Source organism: Oceanibium sediminis (assembly GCF_003265325.1).
Classification (GTDB): Bacteria; Pseudomonadota; Alphaproteobacteria; order Rhodobacterales; family Rhodobacteraceae; genus Halovulum; species Halovulum sediminis.
In genome coordinates, this window is record NZ_QGNX01000001.1 from 438,142 (window position 1) to 457,319 (window position 19,178).

18 protein-coding genes are annotated in these 19,178 nt (G+C 67.1%); 3 read left to right on the top strand and 15 right to left on the bottom strand.

Translation table 11 applies throughout. The features are described 5' to 3' along the window. Positions 1-28: 28 nt before the first annotated feature. The 15 genes from DJ029_RS02155 to bchF all read right to left on the bottom strand — a co-directional run bounded on the left by DJ029_RS02155 (position 29) and on the right by bchF (position 16,139). Positions 29-463, bottom strand: coding sequence for a c-type cytochrome (locus DJ029_RS02155; RefSeq protein ID WP_112320676.1), 435 nt, complete (start codon positions 461-463; stop codon positions 29-31). Positions 464-553: 90 nt separating this feature from the next. Beyond that, the gene (hemA, locus tag DJ029_RS02160; RefSeq protein WP_112320677.1) at positions 554-1,768 is read right to left on the bottom strand and encodes a 5-aminolevulinate synthase; all 1,215 of its coding nucleotides are present in this window, start codon (positions 1,766-1,768) and stop codon (positions 554-556) included. A gap of 1 nt (position 1,769) precedes the next feature. Further along, positions 1,770-2,588 carry a putative photosynthetic complex assembly protein PuhE gene (gene puhE, locus DJ029_RS02165; protein WP_112320678.1) on the bottom strand — a complete coding sequence of 273 codons (819 nt, stop codon included), beginning with the start codon at positions 2,586-2,588 and terminating at the stop codon, positions 1,770-1,772. 97 nt (positions 2,589-2,685) lie between these two features. Beyond that, complete coding sequence (acsF, locus tag DJ029_RS02170; protein ID WP_112320679.1) at positions 2,686-3,810, bottom strand: magnesium-protoporphyrin IX monomethyl ester (oxidative) cyclase; 1,125 nt, start codon at positions 3,808-3,810, stop codon at positions 2,686-2,688. Beyond that, a complete protein-coding gene (locus DJ029_RS02175) occupies positions 3,807-4,103 on the bottom strand; it encodes a hypothetical protein (RefSeq protein ID WP_112320680.1) in 297 nt (98 codons plus the stop codon). The genes acsF and DJ029_RS02175 overlap by 4 nt, the downstream gene beginning before the upstream one ends. Positions 4,104-4,133: 30 nt before the next feature. After that, positions 4,134-4,622 (bottom strand): photosynthetic complex assembly protein PuhC, encoded by a 489-nt coding sequence (gene puhC / locus DJ029_RS02180; RefSeq protein WP_112320681.1) that lies wholly within the window; start codon positions 4,620-4,622, stop codon positions 4,134-4,136. Positions 4,623-4,631: 9 nt separating this feature from the next. After that, positions 4,632-5,264 (bottom strand): photosynthetic complex putative assembly protein PuhB, encoded by a 633-nt coding sequence (gene puhB / locus DJ029_RS02185; protein WP_112320682.1) that lies wholly within the window; start codon positions 5,262-5,264, stop codon positions 4,632-4,634. A gap of 36 nt (positions 5,265-5,300) precedes the next feature. Beyond that, the gene (gene puhA, locus DJ029_RS02190) at positions 5,301-6,041 is read right to left on the bottom strand and encodes a photosynthetic reaction center subunit H (protein ID WP_112320683.1); all 741 of its coding nucleotides are present in this window, start codon (positions 6,039-6,041) and stop codon (positions 5,301-5,303) included. A 21-nt stretch (positions 6,042-6,062) separates the two neighbouring features. Continuing rightward, the gene (locus tag DJ029_RS02195; protein WP_112320684.1) at positions 6,063-7,499 is read right to left on the bottom strand and encodes a PucC family protein; all 1,437 of its coding nucleotides are present in this window, start codon (positions 7,497-7,499) and stop codon (positions 6,063-6,065) included. Continuing rightward, positions 7,496-8,191, bottom strand: a complete 696-nt coding sequence (gene bchM / locus DJ029_RS02200) for a magnesium protoporphyrin IX methyltransferase (RefSeq protein ID WP_112320685.1) — start codon at positions 8,189-8,191, stop codon at positions 7,496-7,498. The genes DJ029_RS02195 and bchM overlap by 4 nt, the downstream gene beginning before the upstream one ends. After that, on the bottom strand, positions 8,191-9,087 hold the full coding sequence (gene bchL / locus DJ029_RS02205) for a ferredoxin:protochlorophyllide reductase (ATP-dependent) iron-sulfur ATP-binding protein (RefSeq protein WP_112320686.1): 897 nt from the start codon (positions 9,085-9,087) through the stop codon (positions 8,191-8,193). Before bchL ends, bchM begins: the two co-directional genes overlap by 1 nt. Before the next feature lie 129 nt (positions 9,088-9,216). After that, positions 9,217-12,852 (bottom strand): magnesium chelatase subunit H, encoded by a 3,636-nt coding sequence (locus tag DJ029_RS02210; RefSeq protein WP_112320687.1) that lies wholly within the window; start codon positions 12,850-12,852, stop codon positions 9,217-9,219. After that, on the bottom strand, positions 12,842-14,395 hold the full coding sequence (bchB, locus tag DJ029_RS02215; RefSeq protein WP_112320688.1) for a ferredoxin:protochlorophyllide reductase (ATP-dependent) subunit B: 1,554 nt from the start codon (positions 14,393-14,395) through the stop codon (positions 12,842-12,844). The genes DJ029_RS02210 and bchB overlap by 11 nt, the downstream gene beginning before the upstream one ends. After that, positions 14,392-15,678, bottom strand: coding sequence for a ferredoxin:protochlorophyllide reductase (ATP-dependent) subunit N (locus tag DJ029_RS02220; protein ID WP_112320689.1), 1,287 nt, complete (start codon positions 15,676-15,678; stop codon positions 14,392-14,394). Before DJ029_RS02220 ends, bchB begins: the two co-directional genes overlap by 4 nt. Beyond that, positions 15,675-16,139 carry a 2-vinyl bacteriochlorophyllide hydratase gene (bchF, locus tag DJ029_RS02225; protein ID WP_112320690.1) on the bottom strand — a complete coding sequence of 155 codons (465 nt, stop codon included), beginning with the start codon at positions 16,137-16,139 and terminating at the stop codon, positions 15,675-15,677. The genes DJ029_RS02220 and bchF overlap by 4 nt, the downstream gene beginning before the upstream one ends. 340 nt (positions 16,140-16,479) lie before the next feature. Between bchF and DJ029_RS02230 the strand changes: the two genes are divergently transcribed. The 3 genes from DJ029_RS02230 (at position 16,480) to DJ029_RS02240 (ending at position 19,064) form a co-directional block, all read left to right on the top strand. After that, entirely contained in the window at positions 16,480-17,271 is a 792-nt protein-coding gene (locus DJ029_RS02230; RefSeq protein ID WP_112320691.1) for a cobalamin B12-binding domain-containing protein, read from the top strand. Between the two features lie 59 nt (positions 17,272-17,330). Next, positions 17,331-18,746, top strand: coding sequence for a transcriptional regulator PpsR (ppsR, locus tag DJ029_RS02235; protein WP_112320692.1), 1,416 nt, complete (start codon positions 17,331-17,333; stop codon positions 18,744-18,746). Positions 18,747-18,851: 105 nt separating this feature from the next. Continuing rightward, positions 18,852-19,064: a hypothetical protein gene (locus tag DJ029_RS02240; RefSeq protein ID WP_112320693.1), complete on the top strand. Its 213-nt coding sequence runs from the start codon at positions 18,852-18,854 to the stop codon at positions 19,062-19,064. The last annotated feature ends 114 nt before the right edge of the window (positions 19,065-19,178 follow it).

The window sequence follows — 19,178 nt, forward strand, 5'->3', positions numbered from 1 at the left end:
GCTTTGAAATCCGGTCTTTCGGCTGGTCTTAGTTCGTCACCTCGGGGCCCATGCTGACGATATAGGCCCAGACATCCTCGCCGCCCTTGCGCAGGCGGAAGCTCATCTTCGAGCGCGCGCCCTTGTCGTCCAGGTAGGTCTGCAGGAAACTGCGCGGATCCTCGACGTAGGCGAGGAAATCCTCTTCGTTCCACTCAAGCCCCGCCTGGCCGGCGGCCACGATGCTGTCGCCGTAGTCGAACCCTTCGACCGTACCGGCCTGCCGGCCGAACAGGCCGTACAGGTTCGGACCCGTCTTGCCGCGACCCGCCAGGACCTCGTCGCCATTGGCGATGACGTGACAGGATGCGCACTGCCGGAAGATCGACTCCCCCGCCGCCGCGTCACCCGAGGCATGGCCGTCCGCAAGAGCGGCAGTACCGGACAGCGCCAGCCCGCCGAGAATCGTCAGTGCATATTTCATTCGTAACCTCCCAGTTCCATTATTCTTTGACATAAGCCGCGCGCACACGGCGTCAAAAATTAATATTCGGTCACGATGCGCCCTGACGGATCAGGCCACCGCGCGGTTCAGCGCGCATTGCGCCCAGAGCGTGTGCAGCGCCTCGACCAGCGCGTCGATATCGGCGTCCGTATGGCCCGGTCCGGGGGTGAAGCGCAGCCGCTCGGTGCCCTTCGGGACCGTGGGGTAGTTAATCGGCTGCACGTAGATGCCGAACTGGTCCAGCAACGTGTCCGAGATCATCTTGCACTTCACCGGGTCCTTCACCATCACCGGCACGATATGGCTGGGGTTGGGCAGATGCGGGATGCCGATGGCGTCCAGCTTCGCACGCAGCTTGGTCACCTGCTGCTTCTGGCGGGCCCGCTCCATCCGCGACACCTTGAGGTGCTTGATCGAGGCAAGCGCCCCTGCCGCCACCGCCGGCGGCAATGCGGTGGTGAAGATGAACCCGGACGAGAACGAGCGGATGAAATCCACCAGGGCGGCAGAGCCGGTGATATAGCCGCCCATCACGCCGAAGGCCTTGCCCAGCGTCCCCTCGATCAGGGTGATGCGGTCCATCAGCCCCTCGCGCTCGGCCACGCCGCCACCGCGCGGGCCGTACATGCCAACGGCGTGCACTTCGTCGAGGTAAGTCATGGCGCCGAACTCGTCGGCCACGTCGCAGATTTCCTTGATCGGCGCGATGTCGCCATCCATGGAATAGACGCTCTCGAAGGCGATGATCTTGGTGGCGTCGGGATCGCAGGCCTCCAGCTGGCGGCGCAGGTCCTCGACGTCGTTGTGCTTCCAGATCTTGCGCGCGCACTTCGCGTGGCGGATGCCCTCGATCATGCTGGCGTGGTTCAGCGCATCCGACAGGATCACCGCGTTCGGCAACCGGCTGCCCAGCGTCGACAGCGACGCCCAGTTCGACACGTAGCCCGAGGTGAACAGCAGCGCGTCCTCCTTGCCATGCAGGTCGGAGAGCTCACGCTCCAGCATCACGTGGTGATGGTTGGTGCCCGAAATGTTGCGCGTGCCCCCGGCCCCGGCCCCGGATTTCTCCAGCGCGTCGTGCATCGCCTGCAGCACGGCAGGGTGCTGGCCCATGCACAGGTAGTCGTTCGAACACCAGACTGTCACGTCCCGCTCAGCCCCACCCGCGTGATTCGCCGCTTTCGGAAAAGCCCCGCGATAGCGTTCCAGGTCCGCGAACACACGGTAGTTCCCCTCAGCCCGCAATGCGTCGAGCTGTTCATTGAAAAGCGCATCGAAATCCATCTCAGGATCCTCCAGTCCGGGCCGTCTCGGCGGTCTTATTGGCATATTTATCCGTTTCAGACGAGGGCAAGAGCCAGCGCCACAAAGCCGCATCCGGCAGCGGCAATACCATAACCCAATGTTCGAACAACGCCAGAGCGGTCAGGGCGGCCAGCAGGACGAACCCGATTTCCGTCCCCGAGCCCGCCGGCATGGCGATCGCGCGCTCGATCCAGCAGGCCAGCGCCAGCGTCAGCATGGTGACCGCGACGGGGAAGAACCCGTTCATCGGCGCGCGCCGGAAATGCGTGGTCAGGTGACGCACCGGGCCGGGCAGGAACTCCGTGTTGATGTTGGGCACGCCGAAATACAGGTTCAGCTTGGCAAAGATCCGCGCGAAGAACAGCACCAGGAAGGTCCACAGCGCGATCTGGTTCGCCGCGCCCAGCGACAGCAACCCGATCAGGATCGCGCTCATCACCAGCGCCATCTCGGAATAGGCGATCGCCCCCCAGGCGCGCACGAACCGCTCCCAGGCGGAGGTGTCGGCGGGCGTCGGATGCGCATTCGGCCCGGTGATGATCCCGGCCAGGAAGGCCATCTCGAACCACCCCCAGACCAGCAGCGCCGAGGTGAACCCCATGAAGGCCCCCCGCGCCCCGGTATCGCCGAGCGAGCCGACGATCCCCGCGCAACCGAGGAACAGCACCGGGATCGCCAGCACCACGGCATTGACGTAGCCCGCGCGCCCCTCGCGCTCGGCGCGGCTGACGACGAACAGGATCGCCCCGGTGGAAAACCACCAGAAGAACACCGCGTAAAGCGCCGCCGCCCAGGTCATCGCGGGCCGCCCCCCCTTCCAAAGTCTTCAAATATCCCCGCCGGAGGCATCGACGCCCACAACAGGCGCCGCCCCCTGGAATATGAAGACAAGCGGCTCAATACGCCGGCTCCAGCCTGGTGGTCAGCGGCACGTCGTGGCGCACCGCCGGAATGCTGTAGAGGCTCAGGAACGCCGCCGCCGCCCGCGCACTCGCGCCGATCCGCGCCGCGCGGGCCCCGAGGCCGCCGCGTTTCTTCGCCGCCGCCAGATCCGCGTTCGCCTTTTGCAGCCGCTTCAGCCCCGGCATCCAGCGCGGGTGATCGATGTCCAGCGTCAGCGGGAACACCTGTTTCGAGATTTCCGAGGTCTTGCGGAACACCTCCTGCCCGTACCAGTCCGGGTCCACGCCCAGCGCCTTGTGGAACTCCGGGCGCTGGTGGTCGCGCACGTACATCGTGGAATAGACCGCTGTAAGGAAGAACTTGATCCACAGCTTGTTGCGCCCCGCCGTCAGCTTGGGGTCGGTCTTCATCAGCAGGGCGAACGCCTCGCCGTGGCTGAACTCGTCGTTGCACCATTCGCGGAACCACTTGAAGATCGGGTGAAAGCGGTGCTCGGGGTGCGCCTCCAGGTGGCGATAGATGGTGATGTAGCGCGCATAGCCGATCTTTTCCGACAGGTAGGTGGCGTAATAGATGAACTTCGGGCGGAAGTAGGTGTACTTCTTCTTCTGCGTCAGAAAGCCCAGGTTCACGGCGATCCCCGCCTCGCGCAGGGCGTCGTTGATGAACCCGGCGTGGCGCGCCTCGTCCCGCGCCATCAGCTGGAACAGCGTCGTGATATCCTCGTTGTTGCCGCGGCGCTTCATTTCCTTGTAGAGCACGCAGCCCGAAAATTCCGCCGTGCAGCTGGAAATCAGGAAGTCGATGAACTCCGCCTTCAGCTTCGGTTCCATCCCCTCCCAGTCGATGTGGTCCCAGTCCTCGTTCTTCTTGAAATGGCCCTTGTTGGGGTCCGCCTTCATCTGCGCGATCAGCTTGTCCCAGTCCTCGCGCACGGGGGTGACGTCGATGGCGTCCATCTCGTCGAAGTCGGTGGTGTAGAAACGCGGTGTCAGCAGGGTGTTCTGCATCGCCACTTCGGTCGCGCTTTCGCTGTCGATGACGCGGTTGTTATTCGGGGCGGCCAGCGCCTCTTCCACGGTGCTGGCGTCGGCGGAATGTTTTGCCTGGACGTTCATGACAGCACCTCTTCGGAGAAGGAGAATTCGCACAGCTCCATGAACTCCAGGTCGCCGGTCAGCCGGGTCCAGGCCCGTTCGACCGCGCTGGCGCGGGTGATGGTGGCGGTGCGATCCTCCGTCACCACCTCGCCATAGGGGGCCATGACCGGCGCGCCGTGGACCAGCACCTCGTCACCGGGGTGGATCACCGCGCCGTTGTTGAGGCGCAGGTGCGCGTGCAGGCTTTCGAACTTGTGCGAGACCTCGACCGTGCAGGGGGCCTCCTCCGTTTCGCGGGTGAACAATCCCATTTCTCTCTCTCCTGTTCCTGTCCCCCGCGCTCAGTCGGCCAGTATGGCCGTCCAGGCGCGGGTGTTGTCCTGACCGAATCCGTTCAGGTGGATCTTCCAGCCCGTGGCGTCATCCCTCAGGCCAATGCGGCCGTCGGCAAAGCGGATGAGCGTCACGGGGTCTTCGGAGTCGATGCCGTGCATCTTGCGTTCATAGGCCAGCGCACTGTGCACGACGGCGATGAAGCCGGCCTTGTCGCGGGCGCTGGAGCCCAGCAGCCCGCCGTTCATGTCGGTAACGAGGATGGCCCCGTCGCCGTCTTTTTGAATATTGATCTGCATGGTTTTCGCCACCGGCGCGGTGTGAACGGCCGCCTCGTGCGGGCGGTCGCTGAGCACCGCGAAGGCGACCAGCGCGGTCACCGCGATGACAAGTCCGGCCATGGCGCGCAGCAGGATCTTGGGGATCATCTGCTCGTGATCCGAAACCCGGATGCGCGGGGCGGGGCGGCTGTGGGCGGGGCGGGCGACGTTTTCCATGCCTGCCCCCTATTCCGCTGCGACTGGCGCGTAGTCCTGCGCCGCTTCATGGGTGATCTCGCCCACCCGCGCCTCGGCCGCGCGGCCAAGGATACCGGCGACGTCGCGCACGTTCGGGATGGCCCGAAGGGAGGGTTGCGGCACGCGGATGTGCCAGGGCCGCACGTGGGGCCAGAGCACCAGGTAGGAAATCCGCGTGTCCCCCTTCAGCGTCAGGTGGATCGAGCCCGAGCCGTTCTTCGCCTCCGCCATATCGGCAGAGGCGATCCACTTGTAGGGCAGGTTGAGGTTGACAGTCAGCGCCGCGCCGATCCGCATCACGACCCGCGCGCTGGTGATGGTATAGACGGTGGTGCGCGCCAGCACGCGGGCCAGCAGCAGGATCACCCCCGCCGCCGCAGCGCCCGCCAGCACGTACCACAGAACCGCGCCCAGACCGGCCATCGCACCGCCGTCCAGCCCAAGGGCCAGCCCGCGCCAGGTGGCGAGGATACCGAAATAGATCAGCACCCCGCGCAAGCCCATCGACGCGACCGCAAGGTCCAGCGTGCCGGGCCGCCCCTGCCAGAGGATCCGCTCATCCTCGGGCAGTTTCTTTTCCAGTCCGTGGATCGGCTCCACCGCGAAATCGTCATGTGCCATCGGTCTCTCTCTCTTTCCCCGAAGGCGTTCAGCCGGTCAGCCCGCGTAAAGCTGGCCCCCGGCGTAGAACGCCATGATCTTTTCTTCCTCAAGCAGGGTGATCTCGCCCGCCGACTTGGTTGTCGGCACGCGGGCGAAGAACGGCGCGGTCAGGTTGCGCACCTTCACGCCGGACTTGGTGATGCGCGACATGGTGATCGGGATCAGGCGGCTGCCGCCCCCGTCCGCCAGGTCCATCTGAAGGTAGCGCACCATCAGTTCGGGCTTGTCGATCCACATGTCCGTCACCGTGCCGACCGTGTCGCCGTTGCGATCCAGTACCGGCATGCCGCGGGGATCGCGCCCCGCCGAATGGCTGTACTCGGCCGCGCTGGCCATCGGCACGATCTTGGCGTGGCCGTGGCCGTCAAGTTCCGGCCAATCCTGGCGTTCCGCCCAGGAGGCGGGTCCTACGCCATCGGCCATCGGGTCGCCCGTCGGCTCCAGCGGATACCCTTCGGACACCATGGATTTCTCCAGCGCGATCTCGCGCTTTTCGATCCGGTCATCGGGCACCGTCACGTCGCCGCGGCCATGGGGCAGGTGAAAGGTCTTCTTCTTGTCGGGCACCGGGAACAGGCCCTGGTTCGGGGCGGGGGTGCCATCCTCGTTTTCCAGCGGGTAGCCCTCGCGCATGTTTTCCCGCTGAAGATAGACGATCAGCCCGGCGAAGAAGGCCCAGAACAGGTACAACGCCAGTTGGGCAAGGTCGAAGTTGCCGAAGAATGGTTCGCTCATGATGAGGTCCTCCTTTGCGGATCAGGACGGGAATTCCGCGAGCCCGAGCTTGGCCCCCTGCGGATTCGGTTTCGGCACGCGCCCGGTGCGGACAAGCGGCCCAATTGCGATGAGAGTTGCGAAAAGCAGGCCGATCTCGATGTGATAGACCATGGTGTATCCGATATGCGGCGCGCTCAGCCCCGGCCCCAGCGCGCCGGTGGCGGCGTAAGCGCCCACCGCGTCGCGGATCACGCCGCCCAGCGCGATGCCAACGCCCGCCGCCGTGGCCTGCGCTGCGCCCCAGGCGCCCAGCGCCAGCCCCGCACCCGCGGTGCCGAACTTGGGCATCGCCATGGCGTAGATCAGCGTCGCGACACCGAACAGCCCCGCGCCAAAGCCAATCCCCGTCGCGCCCGCGAAGTACAGCACCGGGGCCTGCATCGGGGCCGAGAAAACCACCGAGGAGAAAGCGACAATCCCCACCATCGCCCCCGTTGCCGCCAGACGTGCGGGGTCTTTCCCCGCGCTCAGCCAGCGCCCGGACATCATGAACCCCGCCAGCGCGCCCAGCGCCCAAAGCGCGGTCAGCAACGTGGTGGCGGACACGCTCAGGCCCAGGATCTCGCCGCCGTAGGGCTCCAGCAGCACGTCCTGCATGGAAAATGCGCAGGTGCCCAGGGCGACGACCAGCAACAGCCGCCCCGCCTGCCCGCCCGCCATCAGATCGCCCCAGGCGTCCCGGAAGGCGGGGCGCCCCTCGGCGCGTTCGGCCCGGCTCATCGGGGCCATCTTTTCCTGCTTCCACAGCGCCACCAGGTTCAGCACCAGCGTCACCACGGCCGAGCCCTGGATCACCTGGATCAGCCGCAACTTGGAAAAGTCCGCCAGCAGCAGCCCGAACAGGATCGCGGAAACCGCCATCCCCGCCAGGAACATCACGTACAGCAGCGCCACGACGCGCGGCCGGGTTTCGTCCGTCGCCTGGTCGCTGGCCAGCGCCAGCCCGGCGGTCTGCGTCATGTGCAGTCCAAGGCCCGTCATCAGGAAGGCAATTGCGGCGATCACCTCTCCCGCCCAGCCGGGGCCATGGGTCTGGTCCCCCGACAGCAGGATCAGCGCGAACGGCATGATCGCCAGCCCCCCGAACTGGTAGAGCGAGCCGAACCACAGGTAGGGCACCCGCTTCCACCCGATCGCCGATTTGTGCGTGTCCGAGCGGAAGCCCAGCAGCGCGCGGAACGGCGCGACAAGGACGGGAAGCGCGATCATGATCGCCACCAGCATCGCCGGAACGCTGAGTTCCACGATCATCACCCGGTTCAGCGTGCCCAGCAGCAGCACCGTCGCCATCCCCACCGAGACCTGAAACAGGCTGAGGCGCAGCAGGCGCTTCATCGGCAGCCCCTCGCTGGCGGCATCCGCGAAGGGCAGCATCTCCAGCGTGAACCTGGTCAGGGGGTGGCGTTCCTTGCTCATCTCGGCACGACCTCCATCGCTCGGCTGATGTAAAAGCCCGTGCTGACCCGCGCGCCGGGGGTCAGGGCCCAGCCCGCCAGCGCCGGCTCACGGGCCATCGCCCGGCCAAGGCCGCGCGCGCTGACTGGCTGGATCGCGGGCGAACGGTCGCTTTTCGGGAACAGCTTGCCCGCCAGGTGCATCCCCTTCAGCAGCACCGTCAGCGGCGCAACGGTGAAGACGACGCCATGGGCCGCGCGGCCCGACAGCCGCGCCAGCGCCCCGGCGATATCGGCGGCGCGGTAATGGATCAGGCTGTCCATCGCGACGACGTAGTCGAAATGCCCGAGGGCGGGGTTCAGCATGTCCCCGGCCCGGAATTCCACGCGCGGCGCCAACGCCACGGGCACGCGGGACTCCGCCAGCGCCAGCAACTTGGGCGAGATGTCGGCCCCCAGCACATCAGCCCCGCGCGCGGCCAACTCAAGGCTCAGCTGTCCCGCGCCGCAACCCGCATCCAGCACGCGCGCGCCGCTCAGGTCCTCGGGCAGGCGGGCCAGCAACTCGGCGCGCATCCGGTCCCGCCCCGCGCGCACCGTGGCGCGGATGCGGCTGACCGGCGCGTCGGACATCATCCGCGTCCACGCCTCGTTCGCGGTGCCGTCGAAATAGGCCTCCAACTTGCCGCGCGTATGATCGTAGGTCTGGGACATCAATCGAACCCCAGCAGTTCAAAGATCTCGCGATCCTCAAGCGGCGCTGGGGCGATCGGGTCGATCCCCGCGTACAGCGTCTCGGCCAGGCGCATGTATTCCTTCTGCACCATCACCGTTTCCTCGTCGTCGCCCATCTCGAACAGGGTCGACTTCTTCAGGCGGGAACGGCGGATCGCATCCAGGTCCGGCAGATGCGCCAGGCGACGGAACCCCACCGTGTTGCAATAGCGGTCCACCTCATCCGTATCCTTCGAGCGGTTGGCGACGCAGCCCGCCAACCGCACGTTGTAATTCTTCGCCTTGGCCTGCACGGCGGCGATGATCCGGTTCATCGCATAGATGCTGTCGAAGTCATTGGCCGTGACGATCAACGCCCGGTCCGCATGCTGCAAGGGCGCGGCGAAGCCGCCGCAAACCACGTCGCCCAGCACGTCGAAGATCACGACGTCGGTATCCTCCAGCATGTGATGCTGCTTCAGCAGCTTCACGGTCTGGCCCACCACGTAGCCGCCACAGCCCGTGCCCGCGGGCGGGCCGCCCGCCTCGACGCATTTGACGCCGTTGTAACCCTCGTAGACGAAGTCCTCCGGGCGCAGCTCCTCGGCGTGGAAATCCACGTCCTTCAGCACGTCGATCACCGTGGGCATCAGCTTCTTGGTCAGGGTGAAGGTGCTGTCGTGCTTGGGATCACAGCCGATCTGCAACACCCGGTGCCCCAGCTTGGAAAACGCCACCGACAGGTTCGAACTGGTGGTCGACTTGCCGATCCCGCCCTTGCCGTAGACGGCAAAGACCTTCGCCCCGTCGATCTTGATCGACATGTCCTGATGCACCTGGACGGAACCGTCGCCGTCCTCGCCCTTCAGGTTCGGAATGTCATCTCTCGGGCTCATGCGAGCCTCCCTTCCTGTATCGGGCGGAGCGTCCGCCCCGGACAGCGCGAAACCCGCCATCCTCGGTTTCCAAATATCCCCGCCGGAGGCTCCGGCGGCGGCCACACGCACCTGTCTGTCGACGGACGCTCATTCGGCGGCCATGTCCGGCAGGGGCACACCCTCCAGCCGGTCTTCCAGTTCCTCCGCACCGCGGCGCAGCGCTTCCAGCGTCGCGTCGTCGGGCGCCCAGTAGGCGCGCTCGTGCGCTTCCAGCAGACGGTTCGCCATCCGGGTGGAGGCAGCGGGGTTAAGCTCCGCCAGGCGGCGGCGCATGGCCTCGTCCAGAACGAAGGTCTCGGTGATGCGCTGGTAGACCCAGGACTCCACCTGCCCGGTGGTGGCGGACCAGCCCATGGTGTTGGTCACATGCGCCTCGATCGCGCGCACGCCCTCGTGGCCATGCTGCAGCAGCGGCTCGAAGAAGCGCGGGTTGAGCGCGCGGGTGCGGGTTTCCAGCGCGACCTGTTCGGTCAGGGTGCGAACCTTGCCGTCGCCCCGCGTCTGGTCCCCGATATAGACCGAGGGCGCTGCGCCCTTCGCGCGTTTCACCGCGCGGCCCACGCCGCCCAGCGTGTCGAAGTAGTGATCCACCGTAGTCACGCCCAGCTCGACGCTTTCCAGGTTCTGGTAGGCCAGGTCCACGTCCCCCAGCGCCGCCTTCAGCAGCGCGGCCTGCGGCGCGGGCTTGCCGCTCCGGCCATAGGCGAAGCCCTTGCGCGCCTCGTAGGCGTCGGCCAGCTCGTCCTCCTCGGTCCACGCGCCGCTGTCGATCAGCTGGTTGACGTTCGCACCATACGCCCCTTCGGCGTTGGAAAAGACGCGCAGCGCGGCGGTTTCGATATCGACGCCCATCTTCTCGGCATAGGCCAGCGCATGGGCGCGCACGAAGTTCTGGCCCAGCGGCTCCTCGGCGGTGGCGGCCAGGTAGGCGGCCTCCGCCAGCAGGCGGGTCTGCAGGGGCAGCAAATCGCGGAAGATGCCCGACAGCGTCATCACCACGTCGATGCGCGGGCGGCCCAGCACCTCCAGCGGCAGCAATTCCGCCCCGGCAAGGCGGCCGAAGCTGTCGAACCGCGGCACCGCGCCGAGCAGCGCCAGCGCCTGACCGATCGGCCCTCCGTCCGACTTGATGTTGTCCGAGCCCCAGAGGACCATCGCAACCGTGCGCGGCAGCGCGCCCGCGTCCGCTTGGTGCCGCTCCAACAGCTTCGCGGCCTGGCGCGCACCGTCCTGCACGGCAAAGGCGGTGGGCATGCGGAACGGATCGAAGGCATGCATGTTGCGCCCCGTCGGCAGGATGTCGGGGCTGCGCAGCAGGTCGCCGCCGGGCACGGGGCGGATGAAGCGCCCCGAAAGCGCGCGCAGCAGCGCGGGCGTTTCGTGATCCACCGCCAGCAGGCGCGCGGTGCGCTGCAGCGCGGCGTCGGTGATACCCTCCATCCCGGCCATGGCGCTGAGTTGCGCGGTCATCGCCTCGGGCTGCATCGGCGCGCCGACGACGTGGAAGCCGTTCGGGATCAGCGCCTCTTCGGATTCCAGGATCTTCTTCCACAGCTGGCCGATCTCCGCCTCCGGGTCGCGCCAGCCGGGGCCATTCGGGGCCAGGTCCACCGCCTGTGCCTGGGCGTGGATCAACTCGGCCAGCTCGGCCCGCTCCGCCGCGCCGGGGATGCCGGCGCGCCAGCGCTCCAGGCTCGCCTTCAGCTCGACCAGCCCCTTGTAGAGCCCGGCCTGCCCAAGGGGCGGCGTCAGGTGGCTGACCACCACCGCGCCAGAGCGGCGCTTGGCCAGTGACGCTTCCGAGGGGTTGTTCGCGGCGTAAAGATAGACGTTCGGCATGTCCCCGATCAGCCGGTCGGGCCAGCAGGCATTGCCCGCGCCGACCTGCTTGCCGGGCATGAATTCCAGCGCGCCGTGCATCCCGAAATGCAGCGCGACATCGGCGCCAAAGTCCTCTCGCAGGTAGCGATAGAAGGCGGAAAACGCGTGCGTCGGCGCGAAACCCTTCTCGAACAGCAGGCGCATCGGGTCGCCCTCGTAGCCGAAGGCGGGTTGCACGCCGACCAGCACGTTGCCGAACTGCGCGCCCAGTACGAAGATGCCCGCGCCATCGCTTTGCGCGCGGCCCGGCGCGGGGCCCCACTGTGCCTCAATCTCGGCCAGGTGCGGCTCTCGCGCGACAAGGTCGTCGGCGGGAATGCGGGTGAGCACGTTCGCTTCCTGCCCGTGGGTGGTGGCGTTGCCCTTCAGCACCGCGTCGCGCAGCGCCGCGACATTGTCGGGCGGGGTCAGGTCGTAGCCCTCGTCCGCCATGGCATGGAGCGTGTTGAACAGGCTTTCGAACACGCTGAGGTAGGCCGCCGTGCCAATCGCCCCCGCGTTCGGCGGGAAGCCGTAGAGCACCACGGCCACCTTGCGCTGCGCCACGTCGGAGCGGTGCAGGTGCACCAGCTTCGCGACCCGCGCGGCCAGCACGCCGATCCGTTCCGGGCAGGGCTGCATGGATTTGCCGCCGGGCACGCCCCGGCACTGGTGCGCGCAACCCTGGCAGCCCCCGGCCCCCATGCGCCCGCCGAAGATGGCGGGGTTGGTCGCGCCGTCGATCTCCGGCAGGGCGACAAGCATCGTCGCCTCCACCGGGCCAAGTCCGCCGTCGCTGGCCTGCCACTGGCCCAGCGTCTGGAATTCCAACGCATGGGCGGACACGTAAGGAACGTCCAGCGCGGCCAGCGCCTCCTCTGCCGCCGTGCTGTCGTTGTAGGCGGGGCCGCCGACCAGGCTGAACCCGGTGAGCGAGAGCAACGTATCTATCCGCGCCCCACGCGGGCCGGTGAAGAACGCGTCGATCGCCGGCCGCCCGTCCAGCCCGGCGGCAAAGGCGGGCAGAACCGCAAGGCCCTGCGCCTCCAGCCCCCGGATCACCGCGTCGTAATGGGCGGTATCGCCCGCCAGCACGTAAGAGCGCATCAGCAGCAGCCCAACCGTGCCCCGCGCGCCCTTGGGGCGGGGCAGATCGGCGGGATCAGTGGTGATGCGCGCCGCCAACGCGGGATGGTAGAGGCCGGTTTCGGGGTATTCCACCGGGTCCGCGACGCTCAAGCCGGTGACCGCGCGCGGGCCGGTGGCGTAGCGCGACACCAGCATCGACACCAGCGCGACGATGTTCTCGTCCGAGCCGCCCAGCCAGTATTGCATGGTCAGGAAATACCCGCGCAGGTCCTGCGCCTTGCCGGGGATGAACCGCAGGATGCGCGGCAGGCGGCGCAGCATCTTCATCTGCTTCGCACCCGACGCGCCCGAGGGTTTCTTCGAGCCGCGCAGCTTCTTCAACAGCGCCATCGCGCCGGAGGCAGGCTGACTCATGTCCAGCCCGCCCATGCGCGTCAGGCGCACGATTTCCGAACCGGCGATACAGCCGATCAGCGCGTCGCAATCCTCGCGCCGCGCTTCGAGGCTGGGCAGGATCGCGCGGATATGCTCATCGAGGAACAGCAGCGTGACAAGGATGATGTCACCGTTCGCGATCGCGTCCTTCGCCGCCTCCAGCGCATCGGGGTTCTCGCCCCATTCGGCGGCGGCATGAACGCTCAGCGACAGGCCGGGGATCTTTTGGGCCAGCGCCGCTTCGGCGCGCTCGGCGGGGCCGGCCAGATGGCTGTCCAGCGTCAGGATGACGACGTTCAGCGGGCGCACCAGCGGGGTTTTGCCGACACTATCGAGCATAATGCGCCTTCGCCTCGTACAAGGTGTCGAGGCTGATCCGGCTGAGGCCCTTGGCTTCAGCGAAGCTCTCGGTGTTGCGCCGCGCCTTGCCGCGCACGAAGAAGGGGATCTTGCGCAGTTCGCGCTCGGCCTCCTGCTCCCATGGGATATCGTCGGACGAAGGGGCCGCGTCCCCGCCGGGCATCGAGCCCGCCGCGTCCGCCGTCGGCTGCGCCTCCGCTTGCGCACCATGCCCGCCGAGGTGCGAAGGGCCGGCCGCGTCGTGGAACTCGAAATCCTCGCGGAACATGTGCAGCAGGTGTTCCTCAAGCCCCATGACCAGCGGATGCACCCAGGTGTCGAACAGCACGTTCGCGCCTTCGTGACCCATCACCGGGGAATAGCGCGCGGGGAAGTCCTGCACGTGCACGGGGGCGGAGATCACGGCGCAGGGAATGCCCAGGCGCTTGCCGATGTGCCGCTCCATCTGGGTGCCGAGGATCAGCTCGGGCTGGGCGGCGGCGATGGCGGTTTCCACCTCGAGGTAGTCATCGGTGATAAGCGGCTCCACGCCGTAGTCCTTCGCCGCCGTGCGCACGTCGCGCGCGAACTCGCGGTTGTAGCAGCCAAGGCCCACCACCTCGAACCCCATCTCGTCGCGCGCGACGCGGGCGGCGGCCACCGCGTGGGAGCCGTCGCCATAGACGAAGATGCGCTTGCCCGTCAGGTAGGTGCTGTCGACCGAGGCGGACCACCAGGGCAGCCGCAGCCCGGATTCATCCGCGCGCGTGCCTGGGTCCATGCCGGTGATCTCCGCCACCTCGGCCACGAAGTCGCGGGTCGCGCCAACGCCCATGGGCACGGTGCGGGTGTATTTCTGGCCGAATTCCCGTTCCAGCCAGCGGCAGGCGGGTTCGGCGATTTCGGGGTAGAGCATCACGTTGAAATCCGCCGCCGCCAAACGGGTCAGATCCGAAGGCGAGGCCCCCAGCGGTGCGGCCACGTTGACGCCGATACCAAGGCCCGCCAGAAGCTTCGTCACCTCCGCCACGTCGTCGCGGTGGCGGAAGCCCAGCGCCGTCGCGCCCAGGATGTTGCAGGTCAGCCCCTCGTTCGGCGTGCAGGGCTTGGCCAGGTGGCGCACAAGCTGGAACAACGTTTCGGACGCGCCCCAGTTTTCCTTCCGCTGGTAGCTGGGCAATTCCAGCGGGATCACGGGGATCGGCAGGCCCATCGTCTCGGCCAGGCCGCCGGGGTCGTCCTGGATCAACTCGGCCGTGCAGGATGCGCCGACGATCATCGCCTGCGGCTTGAAGCGGTCATAGGCGTCACGGCAGGTCTGCTGGAACAGCTCGGCGGTGTCGGACCCGAGGTCGCGCGCCTGGAAGGTGGTGTAGGTCACGGGCGGGCGATGGTTGCGCCGCTCGATCATGGTGAACAGAAGGTCGGCGTAGGTATCGCCCTGCGGCGCGTGCAGCACGTAGTGCAGCCCGGTCATGCCGGTGGCGACGCGCATCGCGCCGACGTGGGGCGGGCCTTCGTATGTCCAGACGCTCAGCTTCATGGGGCCACCGCCGAGTGCATGGCGCGGATCATCGCGCGGCGGCGCAGCGGGCGGGCGAACAGCTCGGCCAGGTCGGCGGCCTGCTCGAACCCGTGGATGGGAGAGAAGACCAGCTCGATCGCCCATTTGGTGCTGAGCCCCTCCGCCTCCAACGGATTGGCGAGGCCGAGGCCGCAGACCGTCAGGTCGGCGCGCGCCGCGCGGGCGCGGTCGAGCTGCAGGTCCACGTCCTGCCCTTCCGAGATCACCGCCCCCTCGGGGATCAGCGCCAGTTCCCCGCCGACAAGCCCCTTGTGCAGGTAGGGGGTGCCCACCTCCACCGCGGTCATGCCGCATTCGGTTACGAGGAAACGCGCCAGCGGGATTTCAAGCTGGCTGTCGGGAAAGAAGAAGATTGACTTGTCGCGCAGGGTTTCGGCGACACGGGCAACGGCGGCCTCGGCGCGGGCCTTGGGGGCGCGGATCACGTCCTCCACCAGCGCAGGATCGACGCCCATCGCGGCGGCGGCGGTGCGCAGCCAGGTCGCGGTGCCTTCCGCCCCGAAGGGAAAGGGCGCGGCGATATGTTCGGCCCCGGTGCGTTGCAGCGCCTCCAGCGTTTCGCCCAGGAAGGGCTGCGCCAGCAGCACCTTGGTGTTCGGCCCCACTTTCGGCGCAGCGGCGCGGGTGCGGGCGGGCAGCGTGGCAAGGGTCACGCCCATCTCGGCGAACAGGCGCACGAACTGGTCCTCAACCACGTCGGGCAGGCTGCCGACCATCATCAGCTGCGGCGCTTCGGTGCGCTCCAGCGTCGGGACCAGCGCGGCGAGGCAGGCGTCCTCTCCTTGGGTAAACGTCGTCTCGATGCCGGAGCCGGAGTAGTTCACCACCTGCACCTGCGGCCCGTGCTGGTCGGTCAGACGCTCGGCGGCGCGGGACAGGTCCAGCTTGATCACCTCGGACGGGCAGGACCCGACGAGGAACAGCTGCTTGATGTCCGGGCGGCGGGCCAGCAGGCGCGCGACCTCGCGGTCCAGCTCTTCGTTTGCGTCGGCCAGCCCGGCGAGGTCCACTTCCTCCATGATCGCGGTGCCGAAGCGCGGCTCGGCGAAGATCATCACCCCGGCCGCCGATTGCAGCAGGTGCGCGCAGGTGCGCGAGCCGACGACCAGGAAGAAGGCGTCCTGCATCTTGCGGTGCAGCCAGACGATGCCGGTCAGCCCGCAGAACACCTCGCGCTGGCCGCGCTGCTTGAGGACGGGCGTGTCGGCGCAGCCGCCCACGATGGGGGTCAGGTCGTTCATGCGGCCACCTCATGGGCGGCGGGCGCGGATTCCAGCCGGGCGGCGCGCAGCTTCAGAAGGAACTGCGCCGCGTTCAGCACGTAGATCCCGTAGGCCGCCAGCGCCAGGCCCATCTGCCCCCCCGCGGGCGCACCCGAGTACAGCGCGTAAAGATAGGCGGTGTGCAGCGCGATCACCCCCATGGAGACCACGTCCTCCCAGAAGAAGGCGGGGGCAAACAGGTAGCGCCCGAAGACGACCTTTTCCCAGATCGCGCCGGTCACCATGATCGTGTAAAGCAGCAGCGTCTTGAGCAGGATCGAGGCGGTAGCCGCCCCGTATCCGTCCCCGGTGGCAAGGAATCGCACCACCAGCACCAGGCTGACAAGGAAAACGACGAACTGAACCGGTGCGAGAATCCCCTGCACCATTGTCCAAATTGTCGCATCGCGCCTTGCCCGTTGAGCCGAGGTGTAAAGCATTGTTTTATCTACCTTTTACGGCTTAAATTCGCCGCTCCCTCGCCAAAATTCAGTCCCGGTTGGTACAGACAGGGTAAGCGAGGCACCCCGATTGTCAACTTAAACTTACATCTAGAAAATCTGACAGCTTTCCTGTTGATATTTATTTGATCGCCCCGATTCGCGATGCCATTTCAGCGCGATAAACCCCCGGAACCCCCGTTCTGGGTGGGGTTTCGGGGTGTCATATCAATTTGACATCGCGCCCCTATCTGTGGTCTGCTGATCCCAGTGTCAGGACGGCCCGGATTTCCCGCGCCACCTGTGGGCCGGACAAGGGCCCAAACGCGAGGAGCGGAACATGTCGTTGCTGGAGCTGATCGCCCGCCGGTCAGGCTCAGACCCTTCAGGCTTTTCTTTGCCGGATGTGCTGGCAGAGCAGGCGCTGTCGCGGCTGCAGGGGCCCGACGTTTCCACCCCTTGCCGCGAGTCCGAACAGATCAACCGCATCGCCGCCGTGCAACTGGCCAACGAATTGCTCGGCGAAACATCGCAGAACGCGGTGCGCTATGCCGGGCAACTGGTCGAACACGGAATCGGGGAACGCCGCCTTCTGGGCAGCGTCGTCGCCGGCGCCGCGGATGTGCTGGGCGTCGCCTGGGAAGAGGACCGGCTGAATTTCGCGCAGGTGACCGAGGCGATGGGCCACCTGATGGACGTGGCCCGCGTGGTGATGGGCCCGCCGCCCCGCGGCATCCTGTCCCGCCCGAACGCGTTGCGCGTGCTGCTGGTGCGCACCCCGGGCGAGGATCACGTCCTCGGCCTGCGGCTCGTCGCGCAGGAGATGCGCCGCCACGGCTGGCTGGTGCGGCTGGACCTTTCCGGCGAGCCGGCCGCGATGGCGGCGGCCTGCACGCAACAAAGGTTTGATATCATAGGCTTCACCATTGCCGGGGCGCGCAGGATTCCCGCGCTGAGCCGCTCCATCGGGGCGGCGCGCAAGATGCTTCCGGACGCCCGTGTCGTGATCGGCGGCTGGCTTGTCCAGGACGACCCGGACCTGGGCGCGCGGCTGGGCGCGGACCTGGCCCTGGAACGAAACAAACTCCCCGTGGAAACGCTGGCGCATCATTTTCAGCTTGAGGCTCAGTGACGAATGCTGAACACAGCGCATACACGAAATACTAACCTCAACAACGCTAGGCATAACGCGTGAACAAGTCAGGCTTCTTCAAACCCCACAAGGACGGCTTTGCCGCCATCGCCCCGGAGCTTATCCGTGCAATGGTGGCCAATTCCTCGGATTTCGCGGTTGTCCTTTCGCCGGATCTTCGGGTGATCGGCCTGCACCGCGGGGTGGACACGCTTGACTCCGACGACCTCGACCAGCTGGTGGGGATGCCGTTCCAGGACTCGCTGACCGTCGAAAGCCACGGCAAGTTCGCCGCCATGGTGGAGGGCGCGCGCCGGGGCGACGCGCCGCGCTGGCGCCAGCTGAACCATGAGGCGGACCGCATCGGCGACCTGCCCGTCAGCTATGCCGCGATCGCGGACGAGGAAGGCCAGATCATCCTGCTCGGCCGCGACAAGCGTGAGCTTTCGGCCCTGCAACAGCGCCTGATCCAGGCGCAGATGACGATCGAGCAGGATTACGAGCGTATCCGCCAGGCCGAAAGCCGCTACCGCGTGCTGTTCGAGACGGGGACCGACGCGCTGATGATCCTGTCCGCGGAAACCTCGAAGATCCTCGATGCGAACTCCGCCGCCACGCACCTGCTGGACCGGGAAGCGTCTGACCTGACGAACCGCAGCTTCACCGGGCTTGTGGAGCCGCGCTCTGTCGCGGGCCTGAAGGACGCGCTCGACACGATCCGCACGAAGGGCGGGGAAACCTCGGCCAGCGTGCATCTGAAACCCGACGGGCGACTCGTCTGGATCGACGTGCTGCTGTTCCGCTCCGTCTCGGACACGCTTTTGCTGTGCCGCCTGCGCTCGCAGGACAGCGGGTCCGAGGAAGGCCACCCGATCGGCGATGCGCTGATGGATCTTTACCAGCGCGCCGGGGATGCGATCGTGTTCACCGACAAGTCGGGCACGATCCTGCGCTCGAACGCGGCGTTCCAGGCGCTGACCAGCATCGCGGTCGCCGAGCAGCTGCGCGACCAGAGCCTTGCGGACTTCCTTGGCCGTCCGTCTGTAGACCTGGACGTCATGACCGCGAACGCGGAACGCACGGGCCGGCTGTCGATCTATGCCACCTCGGTGCGCAGCCAGTTCGGCCAGCAGGTGCCGGTGGAAATCTCCACCACCTACCTGCCCGACCAGCGCCCGCCGGGCTTCGGCTTCGTGATCCGCGACGTCACCCGGCTGGAAGCCTCGCGCCAGTCCGGCTCTGCCATGACGACGGAGGCGGTGGAACACGTGATCGACCTGGTCGGCTCCACCCCGCTGAAGGAACTGGTACGCTCCACCACGGACGTGGTGGAAAAGCTGTGCATCGAAACCGCGCTGCGCCTGACCAACAACAACCGCGCCGCGGCGGCGGAAATGCTGGGCCTGTCGCGCCAGTCGCTTTACGTGAAGCTGCGCCGCTTCGGCCTGATCGACAGCGACGTCGACGCGTCCTGACCCTCCGAATAGTTTGGTTTATTGACGGCAGGTGAAACTTTCTGCCGCCGGTCCCCGTGTCTTTACTCAGGGCCGCATGTCGCGGCCCCGATGAAAGGATGCAAAATGACACGCACAACACGTATCACTGCCGCAGTACTTGCCCTGACCATCGCCGCCAGCGGCGCGCTCGCCAAGGGCCACGACCAGGGTCGTTCCGAACAGCCCGGCACCGACGTTTTCCTTGAGACCGTTGCCCCGGCCAAGACGCTGGGCGCCGGGCGCGGCAATTCCGCGAACACCCCCGCGGCCGACAACCGGCAGGCTGGCGACAAGTAAGACCCCGAAGCGGTCTGGCGCTCCCCCTTCCTCCGGGATTGCCAGCACCGCGGGGAACGCCCCCACCGCCGCCCGGCGAACCGGCGCAGGGGGCGGCTTTCCCCTTCCCAAAGC

Bases quoted from the DNA above. Each gene is read 5' to 3' on its own strand.
- bchB (WP_112320688.1), bottom strand. From the start codon at position 14,395: ATGAAGCTGAGCGTCTGGACATACGAAGGCCCGCCCCACGTCGGCGCG.
- DJ029_RS02195 (WP_112320684.1), bottom strand. From the start codon at position 7,499: ATGAGCAAGGAACGCCACCCCCTGACCAGGTTCACGCTGGAGATGCTG.
- bchM (WP_112320685.1), bottom strand. From the start codon at position 8,191: ATGTCCCAGACCTACGATCATACGCGCGGCAAGTTGGAGGCCTATTTC.
- hemA (WP_112320677.1), bottom strand. From the start codon at position 1,768: ATGGATTTCGATGCGCTTTTCAATGAACAGCTCGACGCATTGCGGGCT.
- acsF (WP_112320679.1), bottom strand. From the start codon at position 3,810: ATGAACGTCCAGGCAAAACATTCCGCCGACGCCAGCACCGTGGAAGAG.
- puhC (WP_112320681.1), bottom strand. From the start codon at position 4,622: ATGGAAAACGTCGCCCGCCCCGCCCACAGCCGCCCCGCCCCGCGCATC.
- DJ029_RS02240 (WP_112320693.1), top strand. From the start codon at position 18,852: ATGACACGCACAACACGTATCACTGCCGCAGTACTTGCCCTGACCATC.
- DJ029_RS02155 (WP_112320676.1), bottom strand. From the start codon at position 463: ATGAAATATGCACTGACGATTCTCGGCGGGCTGGCGCTGTCCGGTACT.
- bchL (WP_112320686.1), bottom strand. From the start codon at position 9,087: ATGAGCCCGAGAGATGACATTCCGAACCTGAAGGGCGAGGACGGCGAC.
- DJ029_RS02210 (WP_112320687.1), bottom strand. From the start codon at position 12,852: ATGCTCGATAGTGTCGGCAAAACCCCGCTGGTGCGCCCGCTGAACGTC.
- bchF (WP_112320690.1), bottom strand. From the start codon at position 16,139: ATGCTTTACACCTCGGCTCAACGGGCAAGGCGCGATGCGACAATTTGG.
- puhA (WP_112320683.1), bottom strand. From the start codon at position 6,041: ATGAGCGAACCATTCTTCGGCAACTTCGACCTTGCCCAACTGGCGTTG.
- DJ029_RS02220 (WP_112320689.1), bottom strand. From the start codon at position 15,678: ATGAACGACCTGACCCCCATCGTGGGCGGCTGCGCCGACACGCCCGTC.
- puhB (WP_112320682.1), bottom strand. From the start codon at position 5,264: ATGGCACATGACGATTTCGCGGTGGAGCCGATCCACGGACTGGAAAAG.
- DJ029_RS02175 (WP_112320680.1), bottom strand. From the start codon at position 4,103: ATGGGATTGTTCACCCGCGAAACGGAGGAGGCCCCCTGCACGGTCGAG.
- DJ029_RS02230 (WP_112320691.1), top strand. From the start codon at position 16,480: ATGTCGTTGCTGGAGCTGATCGCCCGCCGGTCAGGCTCAGACCCTTCA.
- puhE (WP_112320678.1), bottom strand. From the start codon at position 2,588: ATGACCTGGGCGGCGGCGCTTTACGCGGTGTTCTTCTGGTGGTTTTCC.